This is a genomic window from Ralstonia sp. 1138 (assembly GCF_040544795.1).
Classification (GTDB): Bacteria; Pseudomonadota; Gammaproteobacteria; order Burkholderiales; family Burkholderiaceae; genus Ralstonia; species Ralstonia flatus.
On sequence record NZ_JBEPKQ010000003.1, the window covers coordinates 923,114 to 936,929 of the forward strand.

14 protein-coding genes are annotated in these 13,816 nt (G+C 62.4%); 13 read left to right on the plus strand and 1 reads right to left on the minus strand.

Annotated elements, in window-relative coordinates; all coding sequences use genetic code 11:
• Positions 1-59: 59 nt before the first annotated feature.
• On the plus strand, positions 60-536 hold the full coding sequence (gene greA, locus ABIC76_RS17190) for a transcription elongation factor GreA (protein ID WP_027681156.1): 477 nt from the start codon (positions 60-62) through the stop codon (positions 534-536).
• A gap of 19 nt (positions 537-555) precedes the next feature.
• A complete protein-coding gene (locus ABIC76_RS17195) occupies positions 556-1,023 on the plus strand; it encodes a DUF4149 domain-containing protein (protein ID WP_027681157.1) in 468 nt (155 codons plus the stop codon).
• A 57-nt stretch (positions 1,024-1,080) separates the two neighbouring features.
• On the opposite strand, the gene ABIC76_RS17200 is transcribed toward ABIC76_RS17195, so the two are convergent.
• Positions 1,081-1,581: a YhbY family RNA-binding protein gene (locus ABIC76_RS17200; RefSeq protein WP_354534731.1), complete on the minus strand. Its 501-nt coding sequence runs from the start codon at positions 1,579-1,581 to the stop codon at positions 1,081-1,083.
• A 108-nt stretch (positions 1,582-1,689) separates the two neighbouring features.
• On the opposite strand from ABIC76_RS17200, the gene ABIC76_RS17205 reads away from it, so the two are divergent.
• The 11 genes from ABIC76_RS17205 (at position 1,690) to phoR (ending at position 13,764) form a co-directional block, all read left to right on the plus strand.
• A complete protein-coding gene (locus tag ABIC76_RS17205) occupies positions 1,690-2,355 on the plus strand; it encodes an RlmE family RNA methyltransferase (RefSeq protein ID WP_343547478.1) in 666 nt (221 codons plus the stop codon).
• A gap of 129 nt (positions 2,356-2,484) precedes the next feature.
• Positions 2,485-4,371, plus strand: coding sequence for an ATP-dependent zinc metalloprotease FtsH (gene ftsH / locus ABIC76_RS17210; protein WP_102067580.1), 1,887 nt, complete (start codon positions 2,485-2,487; stop codon positions 4,369-4,371).
• Positions 4,372-4,519: 148 nt separating this feature from the next.
• On the plus strand, positions 4,520-5,383 hold the full coding sequence (gene folP, locus ABIC76_RS17215; RefSeq protein ID WP_354534732.1) for a dihydropteroate synthase: 864 nt from the start codon (positions 4,520-4,522) through the stop codon (positions 5,381-5,383).
• Between the two features lie 108 nt (positions 5,384-5,491).
• Positions 5,492-6,835 (plus strand): phosphoglucosamine mutase, encoded by a 1,344-nt coding sequence (glmM, locus tag ABIC76_RS17220; RefSeq protein ID WP_354534665.1) that lies wholly within the window; start codon positions 5,492-5,494, stop codon positions 6,833-6,835.
• 191 nt (positions 6,836-7,026) lie between these two features.
• A complete protein-coding gene (pstS, locus tag ABIC76_RS17225) occupies positions 7,027-8,061 on the plus strand; it encodes a phosphate ABC transporter substrate-binding protein PstS (protein ID WP_027681163.1) in 1,035 nt (344 codons plus the stop codon).
• A 116-nt stretch (positions 8,062-8,177) separates the two neighbouring features.
• Positions 8,178-9,152, plus strand: a complete 975-nt coding sequence (pstC, locus tag ABIC76_RS17230) for a phosphate ABC transporter permease PstC (RefSeq protein ID WP_102067582.1) — start codon at positions 8,178-8,180, stop codon at positions 9,150-9,152.
• Positions 9,153-9,190: 38 nt separating this feature from the next.
• Positions 9,191-10,075 carry a phosphate ABC transporter permease PstA gene (gene pstA / locus ABIC76_RS17235; protein ID WP_027681165.1) on the plus strand — a complete coding sequence of 295 codons (885 nt, stop codon included), beginning with the start codon at positions 9,191-9,193 and terminating at the stop codon, positions 10,073-10,075.
• Complete coding sequence (pstB, locus tag ABIC76_RS17240; protein ID WP_004634243.1) at positions 10,072-10,863, plus strand: phosphate ABC transporter ATP-binding protein PstB; 792 nt, start codon at positions 10,072-10,074, stop codon at positions 10,861-10,863. Before pstA ends, pstB begins: the two co-directional genes overlap by 4 nt.
• A 40-nt stretch (positions 10,864-10,903) precedes the next feature.
• Entirely contained in the window at positions 10,904-11,611 is a 708-nt protein-coding gene (phoU, locus tag ABIC76_RS17245) for a phosphate signaling complex protein PhoU (RefSeq protein WP_027681166.1), read from the plus strand.
• Positions 11,612-11,635: 24 nt separating this feature from the next.
• Positions 11,636-12,349: a phosphate regulon transcriptional regulator PhoB gene (gene phoB / locus ABIC76_RS17250; protein WP_004634238.1), complete on the plus strand. Its 714-nt coding sequence runs from the start codon at positions 11,636-11,638 to the stop codon at positions 12,347-12,349.
• Positions 12,350-12,435: 86 nt separating this feature from the next.
• Positions 12,436-13,764, plus strand: a complete 1,329-nt coding sequence (gene phoR / locus ABIC76_RS17255; protein ID WP_027681167.1) for a phosphate regulon sensor histidine kinase PhoR — start codon at positions 12,436-12,438, stop codon at positions 13,762-13,764.
• The last annotated feature ends 52 nt before the right edge of the window (positions 13,765-13,816 follow it).

Sequence of the window (13,816 nt, forward strand, 5' to 3'; positions counted from 1 at the left end):
CGCTACGCGCCCTCCCGCTTCGCAGCGGCTGATTTTTTTGTGATTCCGAATTACTTACGATGAGCACCATTCCGATTACCAAGCGCGGTGCCGAGATGCTGAAAGAGGAGCTTCAACGTCTGAAGACCAAGGAGCGTCCGGCCGTCGTCAACGCCATCGCCGAGGCACGTGCCCAGGGCGATCTGTCCGAAAACGCCGACTATGATGCCGCCAAGGAGCGCCAGGGCTTCATCGAAGGCCGCATCCAGGAAATCGAGGGCAAGCTGTCTGCCGCGCAGATCATTGATCCGGCTTCGCTGGACGCCGACGGTCGCGTGGTTTTTGGCGCCACGATCGACCTGGAAGATCTGGACTCGGGCAAGCCCGTCACGTATCAGATCGTCGGCGATGACGAAGCTGATCTGGAAACCGGCAAGATCTCGATCAGCTCCCCGATCGCACGTGCGTTGATCGGCAAGTTCGAAGGCGATGTCGCTACCGTGGTCGCCCCGGGCGGCGAGCGCGAGTACGAAGTCCTGGCCGTCAAGTACCTCTAACCAGATCGGGGCAACCACCATGCCGCAGCGCTTCTTCCAGTTGCTTGCCACGGTATGGTGCGGTTCGCTCTGGACCATCGGCTACATCGTCGCGCCGACGCTGTTCGCGATGCTGGAAGATCGCCAGTTGGCCGGCTCGATTGCCGGCCGGTTGTTTCATGCGGAAGCGTGGATCGGCCTGGCGACAGGGTGTTTGCTGCTGCTGGCTGCCACGGCGCTGGTACGCCGCGGTGAGGTCGGCTACCGGCGGCTGCGCTGGCTTGTGCTGGCGATGCTGCTATGTGTGCTGGTGGGCTACTTCGGCCTGCAGCCGTTCATGGCTTCGCTGCGCGCACAGGCCGATGCGCTTGGCGTGGCGGTGGGGGATTCGCCTTACCGCGCACAGTTCGGCATGTTGCACGGCGTATCGAGCGTGTTCTATCTGGTGCAGAGCCTCTTGGGCTTGGCGCTGATCTGGAAGGCAGCCGGTGCTCGGCAAGCCGTCTGAGACCCAAAAAAAGACCGGCTGAAAAGCCGGTCGTTTTCTGTGCAGCCCCGAACTGGATCAGGACAGCGCTTTCTTTTTCTGGCTGGTTTGGCGCGGCTTTGCACGTTTGACGTTGCCGCCGGCCGTGACGCGTTCGTTGCCAAGGACGCTCAGCCGCACCGGCTTCGGACGGCGCGCGCTATTCGGGTTCGGCTTGCGCACGGTAACCGAGCGTGGACCAGCGCCCACCGTGGTCTTGCGCGGCGGCTTGAGGTCTCGCGGCTGGTTTTCCTTCAGGTACGCCGAGCCTTCGCGCCAGATCACCAGCAGCTTGCCGATGTGCTGTACGGGGGCCGCCTGCAGGCGGGCGCAGATGGTGTCATAGAGTTCGATGCGCGCTTCGCGGTCATCGCCGAAGACGCGGATCTTGATCAGCCCGTGGGCCGCCAGCGAGCGGTCGATTTCGGCCAGAACGGCCTTCGTCAGACCCTCCGCACCGATGATGACGACCGGGTTCAACGCGTGCGCTTCGGAGCGCAGTTCCGATCGTTGGGCAGGGGTGAGGGTAAGGGCGGGCATAAATAAGGGCGAGATCGCGCAAAAAGACAAACGGCGCGTATTATCCGCCAAAACCAGTCCTGGCCGCCATGTTTGGCGCGACATCCGGGCGAAATTGCAACCAATTCGATGGCAAAGAACAAGTTCAACCAGTCGTGGCTGCACGACCACATCAACGATCCGTACGTCAAGCTGGCGCAGCGCGAAGGCTATCGCGCGCGTGCCGCCTACAAGCTGAAAGAGATCGACGAGCAGGACAAGCTCATCAGGCCGGGCCAGGTCATCGTCGATCTTGGTGCCGCGCCCGGCAGCTGGAGCCAGTACGTACGCAACAAGCTGGCCGCCTCGCCGCGCGCCAAGGACGGCCGGATTGACGGGGCGATCGTCGCCATCGATATCCTGCCGATGGAAGCCATCGCCGACGTCACCTTCATTCAGGGTGACTTCCGGGAGGACGACGTTTTCCGGCAACTGGAAGAAATCGTTCTGGAAGCCACCGGCGGGGGGAAAGTGGACCTTGTTTTGTCCGATATGGCCCCCAATCTCTCTGGCGTGGCGTCGGCAGACGCCGCACGCATGGAGCACATCGCCGAGCTGGCTGTGGAATTTGCCATGGCGCACCTGAAACCTGAGGGCGCGCTGCTAATCAAATGTTTCCACGGCAGCGGCTATAGTCAGATCGTCGAGATGTTCAAGCGTCATTTCAAGATCGTGGCGCCACGCAAGCCCAAAGCCTCGCGCGACAAATCGTCCGAGACATTCCTGTTGGGCCGCCAGCTCAAGCATCCGGGCTGACGGACGATACTCAGGAAAGGGCCCCGCTGGCGTGGTGGTCCGTCGGTCTTGCGGGCAATCAACCCGCGGCGGTGTCCGTGCATTACAATGCCAAGCATCCCGTCAAGGCATTTCTAAAGGAGTCTCGCCTTGAATAACAACTGGTTTCAGAAGGCGGCCATCTGGCTGGTGATTGCCTTGGTGCTGTTCACCGTCTTCAAGCAGTTCGACAAGCCGCGCACCCAAGAAGGTGTGACGTACTCGCAATTCATGGACGACGCAAAGGCCGGCAAGGTCAAGCGCGTTGAAGTCCAGGGCCGTACGTTGTTGGTCACGCCCAACGAGGGCAACAAGTATTCGATCATCTCGCCGGGCGACATCTGGATGGTCGGCGACCTGATGAAGTACGGCGTGCAGGTGACCGGCAAGGCGGAAGAAGAGCAAGGTGTGCTCCTGACCGCGCTTTACTACCTCGGCCCCACGCTGCTGATCATCGTGTTCTGGTTCTACATGATGCGGCAGATGCAGGGCGGCGGGAAAGGCGGCGCCTTCTCGTTCGGCAAGTCCCGGGCGCGGCTGATTGATGAGAACAACAACAGCGTCACGTTTGCCGACGTGGCAGGCTGTGACGAATCGAAAGAAGAAGTCGTCGAACTGGTCGACTTCCTGAAAGATCCGCAGAAATTCCAGAAGCTTGGCGGGCGTATCCCGCGCGGCGTATTGCTGGTGGGCCCCCCGGGTACCGGTAAGACGTTGCTGGCGCGCGCCATTGCTGGTGAAGCCAAGGTGCCGTTCTTCAGCATCTCCGGTTCGGACTTCGTTGAAATGTTCGTCGGCGTGGGCGCAGCCCGCGTGCGCGACATGTTCGAAAACGCTAAAAAGCAGGCGCCCTGCATCGTGTTCATCGATGAAATCGATGCGGTCGGCCGCCATCGCGGCGCCGGCATGGGCGGTGGCAACGACGAGCGCGAGCAGACCCTGAACCAGATGCTGGTTGAGATGGATGGTTTCGAGGCCAACTCGGGCGTCATCGTGATCGCGGCAACCAACCGTGCAGACGTGCTCGACAAGGCGCTGCTGCGTCCGGGGCGCTTCGACCGTCAGGTCTATGTTGGGTTGCCCGACATCCGTGGCCGCGAGCAGATTCTCAAGGTGCACATGCGCAAGGTGCCGATCGGCAACGACGTCGATGCATCGGTGCTGGCGCGTGGCACGCCGGGCTTCTCGGGCGCCGACCTGGCCAACTTGGTCAACGAAGCTGCGCTGTTTGCTGCACGCCGTAACAAGCGCGTGGTGGACATGCAGGACTTCGAAGACGCGAAGGACAAGATCTACATGGGTCCGGAGCGCAAGTCGGCCGTGATTCGCGAAGAGGAGCGCCGCGCGACGGCGTACCACGAGTCGGGCCACGCGGTTGTCGCCAAGCTGCTGCCGAAGGCTGATCCGGTGCACAAGGTCACGATCATGCCGCGCGGCTGGGCGGGCGGTCTGACCTGGCAGCTGCCGGAGCACGACAAGCACTACGCCTACAAGGACACGATGCTCGAAGAGGTCGCGATCCTGTTTGGCGGCCGTGCTGCAGAAGAGGTGTTCCTGGGTGCGATGAGCACCGGTGCCTCCAACGACTTCGAGCGTGCCACCAAGATGGCTCGCGATATGGTGACGCGCTATGGCATGAGCGACGCGCTCGGCACCATGGTCTACGTCGATACGGAACAGGACGGCTTCTTCGGTCGCATGGCGTCGAAGACGGTGTCCGAGGCGACTCAGCAGAAGGTGGATTCGGAAATTCGCCGTATCGTTGATGAGCAATACGCCCTGGCGAAGGGCCTGCTCGAAGCGAATCGCGACAAGGTCGAAGCCATGACTGCGGCGCTGCTCGAGTGGGAGACCATTGACGCCGACCAAGTGAACGACATCATGGAAGGCAAGCCGCCGCGCCCGCCGCGCTACGGCTCGACCGGTGGTGGCAGCACCCCGCCGGGTGGTGGTACGCCGGCTGGCGTGAGCCCGGGCAACGTGCCTGCCACGGCGTGATGATGCCTCGTTAGTTAGTTTGTCGCCTCGGGGCGACGCAGAAGAGCCGGTGCAAACGCACCGGCTTTTTTGTTGGCGCTTTCTGGCGTGCTTGGCGTAGCATTCCGGTCCTGCGCAGCATTTCTGGCTATCTATCTTGTCTGTTTCCATTCCGACCACCACGCACTTCCAGTGCGGACGTTTTCTTTACGCGCGTGACCGGCGCCCGCTGGTCATGGGCATTCTTAACGTTACGCCCGACTCCTTTTCCGATGGTGGGCAGCACGCCACGCGCGATGCAGCGTTGCGCCACGCGGAGCAATTGATTGCCGAAGGTGTCGACATGATCGACATCGGTGGCGAATCGAGCCGCCCGGGCGCCGAGCCGCTGAGCCTGCAAGCCGAGTTGGACCGCGTGATGCCCGTCGTCGAGGCCCTGCGCGATTGCGGCAAACCGCTGTCGATCGATACCTACAAGCCCGAGGTGATGCGCGCCACGCTGCAGGCAGGCGCCGATCTGATCAACGATATCTGGGGCTTTCGCCGGCCGGGTGCGATCGAGGCTGTGGCCCAGGGCAATGCGGGCCTGTGTGTCATGCACATGCAGCGCGATCCCGAAACGATGCAGGAAGCGCCCAGCTATACGGATTTGATGGGCGAGGTGGAGGCTTTCCTCCGCACGCAGACGGAGGCCCTGGTGGCTGCCGGCGTGGCGCCTGAGCGTATTTCGCTTGATCCGGGATTTGGCTTTGGGAAGACGCCGGATCACAATCTCACCATGCTCAATCGCTTGGCCGAGTTCGAGCCGATCGGTTTGCCGCTGCTGGCGGGCTTGTCGCGCAAATCGACGCTGGGCGCTGTGCTGGGCGGCAAACCGCCTGCCGAACGCATCACGGTCAGTGTGGCGGCCGCGCTGCTGGCGGTGGAGCGGGGGGCGTTCATCGTGCGTGTGCACGACGTGCGGCCGACCGTGGAAGCGATTCAACTCTGGTGGGCCATGCGCCATGAGCGCGTAAATCCGCCACTGGCCTGACAGCCGTCCCGGCCTCACGCGGCCGGGGGTCGAGCGAACAGAGGATTGCCCGGCGATGGCCGGCGCCTTACAAACAAAGAAAGAAACATTCTCCAGGAGAGACTCCCCATGTCCAGGAAGTATTTCGGCACCGACGGTATCCGCGGACGTGTCGGTGAAAGCCCGATCACGCCGGATTTCGTGTTGCGTCTAGGTTATGCCGCCGGCCGCGTGCTGGCCCACGGTGGCGAGGCGCATGGCCACGGCCGTCCCACCGTGTTGATCGGCAAGGACACGCGCCTGTCGGGCTACATGTTGGAAGCCGCGCTGGAAGCGGGCTTTACCGCAGCCGGCGTGGACGTGCTGATGAGCGGGCCGCTGCCGACGCCCGGCGTGGCGTATCTCACGCGTGCATTGCGGTTGTCGGCTGGTGTGGTGATTTCTGCATCACACAACCCGTATTACGACAACGGCATCAAGTTCTTCTCGGCCACCGGCGACAAGCTCCCGGACGAAACCGAGCTGCAGATTGAGGCCGAGCTGGAAAAGCCGATGGCGTACGCTGCCTCCGATGCGCTGGGCCGCGCCCGCCGTATCGAGGATGCCGCGGGCCGCTACATCGAGTTCTGCAAGAGCACGTTCCCGAGCGACCTGAACCTGTTCGGCATGAAGGTCGTGCTGGACAGCGCGCATGGCGCCGCTTACCACATCGCACCGCACGTGTTCCATGAGCTGGGCGCGGACGTGGTGTCGATCGGCAACCAGCCGAACGGCCGCAACATCAATGACGGCTATGGGGCGACGGCGCCGGGCAAGCTGGTCGAGGCGACGCGCGAGCATGGCGCCGATATCGGCCTGGCTTTCGACGGGGATGCCGACCGCCTGCAGGTGGTGGATCGCAATGGCCGCCTCTATAACGGCGACGAGCTGCTCTACGTGATGGTCCAGGCGCGCCGCGCGGCGGGTCAGACGGTGCCGGGCGCCGTCGGTACGCTCATGACGAACCTTGCCGTGGAACTGGCGCTCAGGGCGCAGGGCGTGGAGTTCGTCCGTGCCAAGGTGGGCGACCGCTACGTGCTGGAAGAGCTGAAGAAGAACGGTTGGCTGCTGGGTGGCGAAGGGTCGGGCCACTTGCTCTGCCTGGACAAGCACAGCACAGGGGACGGCATCATCTCTGCGCTGCAGGTGCTCGCGGCATTGCGTCGCAGCGGGCAGACGCTGGACGAGATGCTGGACGGCGTGCGCCTGTTCCCGCAAAAGCTGATCAACGTGCGGGTCGAAAAGGGTTTCGACTGGAAATCGCACGCAGGCTTGCAGGCCGCGTTGAAGACCAGCGAAGCCGAATTGGACGGCAAGGGGCGTGTGCTGATTCGCCCCTCCGGGACGGAGCCGGTCGTGCGCGTGATGGTGGAAGCGCAGGACGCCGAACTGGCCAACCAACATGCGGAGCGTCTTGCCGCCACGTTGCAGTAAGTTGCTGCCAGATCAAGCAAAGACGTAGAAAAGCGGCCTTCGGGCCGCTTTTTTTATGCGCGTGAGTCGACTTTCGTGCCTTGCAGGTCAGTTATGAGAAGTTTTCGTGTTGTCACAGAACTGTCATTTGGGCGGCCTAAAGTTCGGGTGTCAAAAATCTGTCATCGCTCAACCGCTCCTCTGGAGAACTCATGAAACTGGTCAAAACCGCACTCGCTGGCGTGGCTGCACTGGCTTTTGCTGGTGCCGCATTTGCTGTCGACATCACCGGCGCTGGCGCAACGTTCCCGGCACCCGTCTACAACAAGTGGGCGGCCGACTACAACAAGGCAACCAACACCAAGGTGAACTACCAAGGTATCGGTTCGTCGGGTGGCATCAAGCAGATCACGGCCAAGACCGTCGACTTCGGCGCATCGGACATGCCGCTGAAGGACGAAGAGCTGAACAAGGATGGTCTGATCCAGTTCCCGACCGTGATCGGCGGCGTGGTGCCTGTGATCAACCTGCCGGGCGTGAAGCCGGGCGAGCTGACGCTGAACGGTCAATTGCTGGGCGACATCTACCTGGGCAAGATCAAGAAGTGGAATGATCCGGCCATCGCCAAGCTGAACCCGAAGGCCAAGCTGCCGGACCAGGACATCCTGGTGGTGCGCCGTGCTGACGGTTCGGGCACCTCGTTCATCTTCACGAACTACCTGTCGAAGGTGAACGCCGAGTGGAAGAGCAAGGTCGGCGAAGGCACGACCGTGAACTGGCCGACCGGTACGGGCGGCAAGGGCAACGAAGGCGTAGCCGCGTTCGTGCAGCGTCTGGGCGGTGCAGTTGGCTACGTTGAGTACGCCTACGCCAAGCAGAACAAGATGACGTACGTGAATCTGCAGAACAAGGCGGGCGCCACCGTGCAACCGACCGCTGAAGCCTTCAAGGCCGCAGCTGCCGGCGCCGAGTGGAGCAAGTCGTACTACCAGATCCTGACGGACGAGCCGGGCAAGGACGCATGGCCGATCGCCGGTGCAACGTTCATCCTGCTGCACAAGACGCAAGCCAAGCCGGAGCAGGGCGCTGAAGTCATGAAGTTCTTCGACTGGGCCTACAAGGGCGGCGACGACGCTGCCAAGAGCCTGGACTACGTGCCGCTGCCGGACGCTGTGAAGAACCAGATCCGCGCCACCTGGAAGTCGAATGTGAAGGATGCATCGGGCAAGGTTGTCTACAACCAATGATCGTTGCCAGCTGCATAGCGATGCGTAAGTAGGTGCAGCACAAGGTGCGGAGGGGCAGCAAGAACGGCCCTCCGCATCATTCCAAAAGCTTCTTTCACGGCTGACCGGTTTCCCTCATGGCCACGCTCTCTGATTCCTCCGGCGCTTCCCGTATGCGCGCACCCAGCCGCCTTGGCGATCTGGTGTTTGGCGGCCTGACCCGCCTTGCCGCAATCGTGACGCTGTTACTGCTGGGCGGCATCATCCTCTCGCTCATCATCAGTTCCTGGCCAACGATCCAGAAATTCGGCCTGTCGTTCCTGTGGAATTCGGAGTGGGATCCGCCCTCCGACATCTATGGTGCGCTGGTGCCTGTCTACGGCACCCTGGTCACATCGCTGATCGCGCTCATCATTGCCGTGCCTGTGAGCTTCGGCATTGCCCTGTTTTTGACCGAGCTGTCGCCGGCCTGGCTGCGCCGACCGCTCGGTACCGCCATCGAGCTGCTCGCTGCAGTGCCGTCCATCGTCTACGGCATGTGGGGTCTGCTCGTGTTTGCGCCGATCTTCGGCGAGTACTTTCAAAAGCCGCTGGCTGCGACCGTCGGCAAGATCCCCGTTATCGGGGCGCTGTTCCAGGGCGCGCCGATCGGCATCGGTCTGCTGTGCGCGGGCGTGATTCTGGCGATCATGATCATTCCGTACATCTCGGCGGTGATGCGCGACGTGTTCGAGATCACGCCGACGCTGCTCAAGGAATCCGCCTACGGCGTGGGCTGCACGACGTGGGAAGTCATGTGGAACGTGGTGCTGCCGTACACCAAGGCCGGTGTGATCGGCGGTGTGATGCTGGGTCTCGGTCGTGCGCTTGGCGAGACCATGGCCGTGACGTTCGTGATCGGCAACACGAATCTGCTGTCCGATGCGTCGCTGTTCTCGCCGGGCAACAGCATCACGTCTGCGCTGGCCAATGAATTTGCGGAAGCGGGCCAAGGCCTGCACACCGCGGCGCTCATGGAGCTGGGCTTGATCCTGTTCGTCATCACGTTCATCGTGCTGGCGGCGTCCAAGTTGCTGCTTCTGCGCCTGCAGAAGAGCGAGGGTCAAAAGTGAACCAACGCGATCTGCCTGACGCTATGAGACCCAACACCATGCGTACGTCTTCCATCCCTGCCGTCCGCGCCGACTCTGAAAAGATCAAGGCACGCCTGCAGGCCCGCCGCCGCAACGTCAACGGGATTGCGCTGGCACTGTCGCTCGCCGCCATGGCTTTCGGCCTGGTGTGGCTGGCGTGGATCCTGTGGACCACGCTTTCGCTGGGCGTGGGTGGCCTGTCGATGTCGCTCTTCACGGAGATGACGCCGCCGCCCAACACGCCCGGAGGCGGCCTCGCCAACGCCATCGCAGGGTCGTTCCTGCTGGTGGGCATGGCCACGCTGATCGGCACGCCGCTGGGCATCCTGGCCGGCATCTATCTGGCCGAGTACGGCAAGACGTCGATGCTGGCGAGCGCCACCCGCTTCATCAACGACATCCTGCTGTCGGCGCCGTCGATCGTGATCGGCCTGTTCGTGTATGCCGTCGTGGTGGCACGCGTGCAGCACTTCTCGGGTATTGCCGGCGTGCTTGCACTCGCGCTGCTGCAGATTCCGATCGTGGTGCGCACCACCGAGAACATGCTCAACCTGGTGCCCAACGCCATGCGCGAAGCTGCCATGGCGCTTGGCACGCCCAAGTGGAAGATGATCCTGTCGATTACGCTCAAGGCATCGTATGCCGGCGTGATTACCGGTGTGCTGCTGGCCGTGGCGCGCATTGCCGGCGAAACCGCGCCGCTGCTCTTCACCGCGCTGAACAACCAGTTCTGGAGCCTGGATCTGAATCAGCCGGTGGCCACGCTGCCGACCGTCATCTTCAAGTTTGCGATGAGCCCGTTCCCCGAATGGCAGCAATTGGCCTGGGCCGGGGTGTTCCTGATTACGCTGGGTGTGCTGGGGCTGAACGTCCTCGCGCGTGCCTTGTTCACCAAGAAATGACCATGACTGCTACGTCCCTCGAAGTGCGCACGCAAAGCCCGAAGATCGATGTTCGCGACCTGAACTTCTACTACGGCAAGTTCCACGCGCTGAAGAACATCTCGCTGCAGATTCCCGAGAAGCAGGTGACGGCGTTCATCGGTCCGTCGGGCTGCGGCAAGTCCACGCTGCTGCGTACGTTCAACAAGATGTACGCGCTGTATCCGGAGCAACGTGCCGAAGGCCAGATCAACATGGACGGCGAGAACCTGCTGACCTCGCGCATGGACATCGCCCTGCTGCGTGCCAAGGTCGGCATGGTGTTCCAGAAGCCGACGCCGTTCCCGATGTCGATCTACGACAACATTGCCTTTGGCGTGAAGCTGTTCGAGCGTCTGTCGCGCTCCGAGATGGACGACCGCGTGGAATGGGCGCTGACCAAGGCCGCGCTGTGGAACGAAGTGAAGGACAAGCTCAACCAGTCCGGCTACGGCCTGTCGGGCGGCCAGCAGCAGCGTCTGTGTATCGCGCGCGGCATTGCCATCCGCCCTGAAGTGCTGCTGCTGGACGAGCCGTGCTCGGCGCTGGACCCGATCTCCACCGGCAAGATCGAAGAGCTGATCGCTGAACTGAAGGACGACTACACGGTTGTCATCGTCACGCATAACATGCAGCAGGCGGCGCGTTGCTCCGACTACACGGCGTACATGTACTTGGGCGAGCTGATCGAGTTCGGCGATACCGAAAAGATCTTCATCAAGCCGCAGCGCAAAGAAACCGAAGACTACATCACCGGCCGCTTCGGCTGACCTGCAACAACGCTGAAGCTGAAGCGACAAGGAGAAACCGATGTCTGAAAAGCATCTGTCATCGCAGTTTGATACCGACCTGACCTCCATCAGCACCAAGGTGCTGCAGATGGGCGGCCTGGTGGAAGCGCAGATCGCACGCGCCATGCGCGCACTGGCCAACTTCGATACCGCCATGTGCGATCAGGTCCTGGCCGTGGAACTGGAAATCAATGCGCTGGAGATCGAGATCGACGGCGACTGCAACAACATCATCGCGCGCCGCCAACCGACTGCACGCGACCTGCGGTTGGTGATGGCGATTTCCAAGACCATCACGAACCTCGAGCGCGCCGGCGACGAAGCCGAAAAGATCGCCAAGCGGACCAAGCGCATCATGCAGGACCCGTCGGCACATGCGCTGAACTACGCCGGTGTTGAACGTTCGGGCGAGATGGCCGCAACCATCCTGCGCCATGCGCTGGACGCCTTCGCGCGCCTGGACACCGCTGCTGCCGTGTCGATCCTGCAGGAAGACAAGGCCATTGATGAGGAATTCCGCGGCTTCATGCGCGAACTCATCACGTACATGATGGAGAACCCGCGCACGATTTCGGTGGCGCTGGATCTGCTGTTCATTGCCAAGGCCATCGAGCGTATCGGCGACCATGCCAAGAACATCGCCGAGTTTATTATCTACATCGTCAAGGGAACGGACGTCCGGCACGCTTCGCGTGAAGCGCTGGAACGCGAGATCCTGGGTGAGTAAAAAGGCAGGACTGGAGACGTGAGCATGCCGAGCAGCATTCTCGTCGTAGAAGACGAACCGGCGATCGCTGAGCTGATCGCCGTCAACCTGCAGCACGCGGGGCATTACCCGATCCGTGCGTACAACGCCGAGCAGGCGCTGTCGCTGATGAGCGACGTATTGCCCGATCTCGTCCTGCTCGATTGGATGCTGCCGGGCAAGTCGGGTGTGATGTTCGCCAAGGAGCTGCGCGCCAACGAACGCACGCGCCAGATCCCGATCATCATGCTGACGGCCCGCAGCGAAGAGCAGGACAAGATCATGGGGCTGGACAGCGGCGCGGACGACTACGTCACCAAGCCGTTCTCGCCCAAGGAATTGCTGGCTCGTATCAAGGCCGTGCTGCGCCGCCGCGCACCGCAGCTGACCGACGACGTGGTGGCCATCAACGGCCTGAAGCTCGACCCGGCCACGCACCGCGTGACGGCCACGAACGTCGAGGCCGAAAACCCGATCAAGCTGGACCTTGGCCCGACGGAGTTCCGCCTGCTGCATTTCCTGATGACGCATCCCGAGCGCGTGCACAGCCGCTCGCAGCTGCTCGATCAGGTGTGGGGCGACCACGTGTTCGTGGAAGAGCGTACGGTGGACGTGCACATCAAGCGCCTGCGTGCAGCGCTCGCTCCCGGCGGCTACAGCAACATGATCGAAACCGTGCGCGGCAGCGGCTATCGCCTAGCGCGCAATCCGGGGCAATAACGCACCTGTCAGACGAACGCGCGAGCGAGGCTTTTTTCAATCGCGCGTTCACACGCCCGTCGCGGTCCAGCGCTTAGAATGCCTTCATGAACGTCTTCTGGACCCGCTTTGCCGTCTTTGCCGCCCTCATGGGCATCGTCACGGCATGCCTGTACTTCTTCGTCAACCATGTCGTTGCGCTGGCCGTGCTCAGCGCAATGCTGCTGGCGATGCTCCTGTATTACATCTACCAGATCCAGCGTCTATGGCGTGTGCTGGACTCGCCGGCCTATGGCGAGATCCCGAGCGCGCTTGGCCTGTGGGGCGAGGTCTACTACCGCCTGCACCGGTTGATGAAGGGTTGGCGAACGCAGGTGCTGCAGGTCGAGCAACAGCACAGCCGCTTCATTCAGGCCATTCAGGCATCGCCCAACGGCGTGCTGATGCTCGATGGCGAAGACCAGATCGAATGGTGCAACGCGGTAGCCGAAGAGCACTTCGGGCTCTCGGCCAAGCGTGATCTGCGCCAACGCATTACCCACCTGATCCGCCGGCCGGAGTTCGTGCGCTACCTGGCGCGCGGCGAGTTCGAGGAGCCGCTCACCATGCACGACGTGGGCCCGCACAAGCAAAGCATCGTCTCCGCCCAGATCTTGCCGTATGGCGAGGATCGCAAGCTGCTGGTGTCGCAGGACATCACCAAGCTGGAGAACACCGAAGCGATGCGCCGCGATTTCGTGGCCAATGTCTCGCACGAGCTGAAGACGCCGCTGACCGTGCTCTCCGGCTTTCTCGAGACGGTGCGCGATATTCCGCTGCCGGAAGAGGACAAGAGACGCTACCTGGACATGATGCATACGCAAGCCATGCGCATGCAGCACCTAGTGGAAGACTTGTTGGCGCTCGCCACGCTGGAAGGCAATTCCGAGCCGCCGTCGGTGGCGCCGGTGCCAATGCAGCGCATGATGCTGCAGCTCCAGCACGATATCGAAGCGCTGTCTGCGGGCCGGCACACGGTCAGCATGACATGCGACCCGGCCGTGAGCGTGTGCGGCGCCGAGCTTGAACTGCTTTCCGCGTTCAGCAACCTGGCATCCAACGCGGTGCGCTATACGCCGGATGGCGGCAGTATCCGACTCGATTGGGGCGTGCGCGACGGGCATGCGGTGTACTCCGTCACCGATACGGGAATCGGAATTGCGCCCGAGCATATTCCGCGTCTGACCGAGCGTTTCTATCGTGTTGACCGCAGCCGCTCACGCGACACTGGCGGCACCGGGCTGGGCTTGGCCATTGTGAAGCACGTGCTGTCACGCCACGGCGGCGAGCTGCAGGTGACCAGCGAGCACGGCAAGGGCAGCACCTTCCGCGCCGTGTTCCCGCCCGAGCGCACGGTCGTGCGCAGCGCCACCGTGACCGACGAGCGCGTCGCCTGATCGCTGCTTTTTCCAATGCATCAATAAAAAACGCACGCTGTTGAGCGTGCGT

Coding starts and splice junctions, on each gene's coding strand:
- pstC (WP_102067582.1), top strand. CDS start 8,178: ATGGCCACGCTCTCTGATTCCTCCGGCGCTTCCCGTATGCGCGCACCC.
- pstB (WP_004634243.1), top strand. CDS start 10,072: ATGACCATGACTGCTACGTCCCTCGAAGTGCGCACGCAAAGCCCGAAG.
- pstA (WP_027681165.1), top strand. CDS start 9,191: ATGCGTACGTCTTCCATCCCTGCCGTCCGCGCCGACTCTGAAAAGATC.
- pstS (WP_027681163.1), top strand. CDS start 7,027: ATGAAACTGGTCAAAACCGCACTCGCTGGCGTGGCTGCACTGGCTTTT.
- glmM (WP_354534665.1), top strand. CDS start 5,492: ATGTCCAGGAAGTATTTCGGCACCGACGGTATCCGCGGACGTGTCGGT.
- ABIC76_RS17195 (WP_027681157.1), top strand. CDS start 556: ATGCCGCAGCGCTTCTTCCAGTTGCTTGCCACGGTATGGTGCGGTTCG.
- phoR (WP_027681167.1), top strand. CDS start 12,436: ATGAACGTCTTCTGGACCCGCTTTGCCGTCTTTGCCGCCCTCATGGGC.
- ABIC76_RS17205 (WP_343547478.1), top strand. CDS start 1,690: ATGGCAAAGAACAAGTTCAACCAGTCGTGGCTGCACGACCACATCAAC.
- ABIC76_RS17200 (WP_354534731.1), bottom strand. CDS start 1,581: ATGCCCGCCCTTACCCTCACCCCTGCCCAACGATCGGAACTGCGCTCC.
- phoU (WP_027681166.1), top strand. CDS start 10,904: ATGTCTGAAAAGCATCTGTCATCGCAGTTTGATACCGACCTGACCTCC.
- phoB (WP_004634238.1), top strand. CDS start 11,636: ATGCCGAGCAGCATTCTCGTCGTAGAAGACGAACCGGCGATCGCTGAG.
- greA (WP_027681156.1), top strand. CDS start 60: ATGAGCACCATTCCGATTACCAAGCGCGGTGCCGAGATGCTGAAAGAG.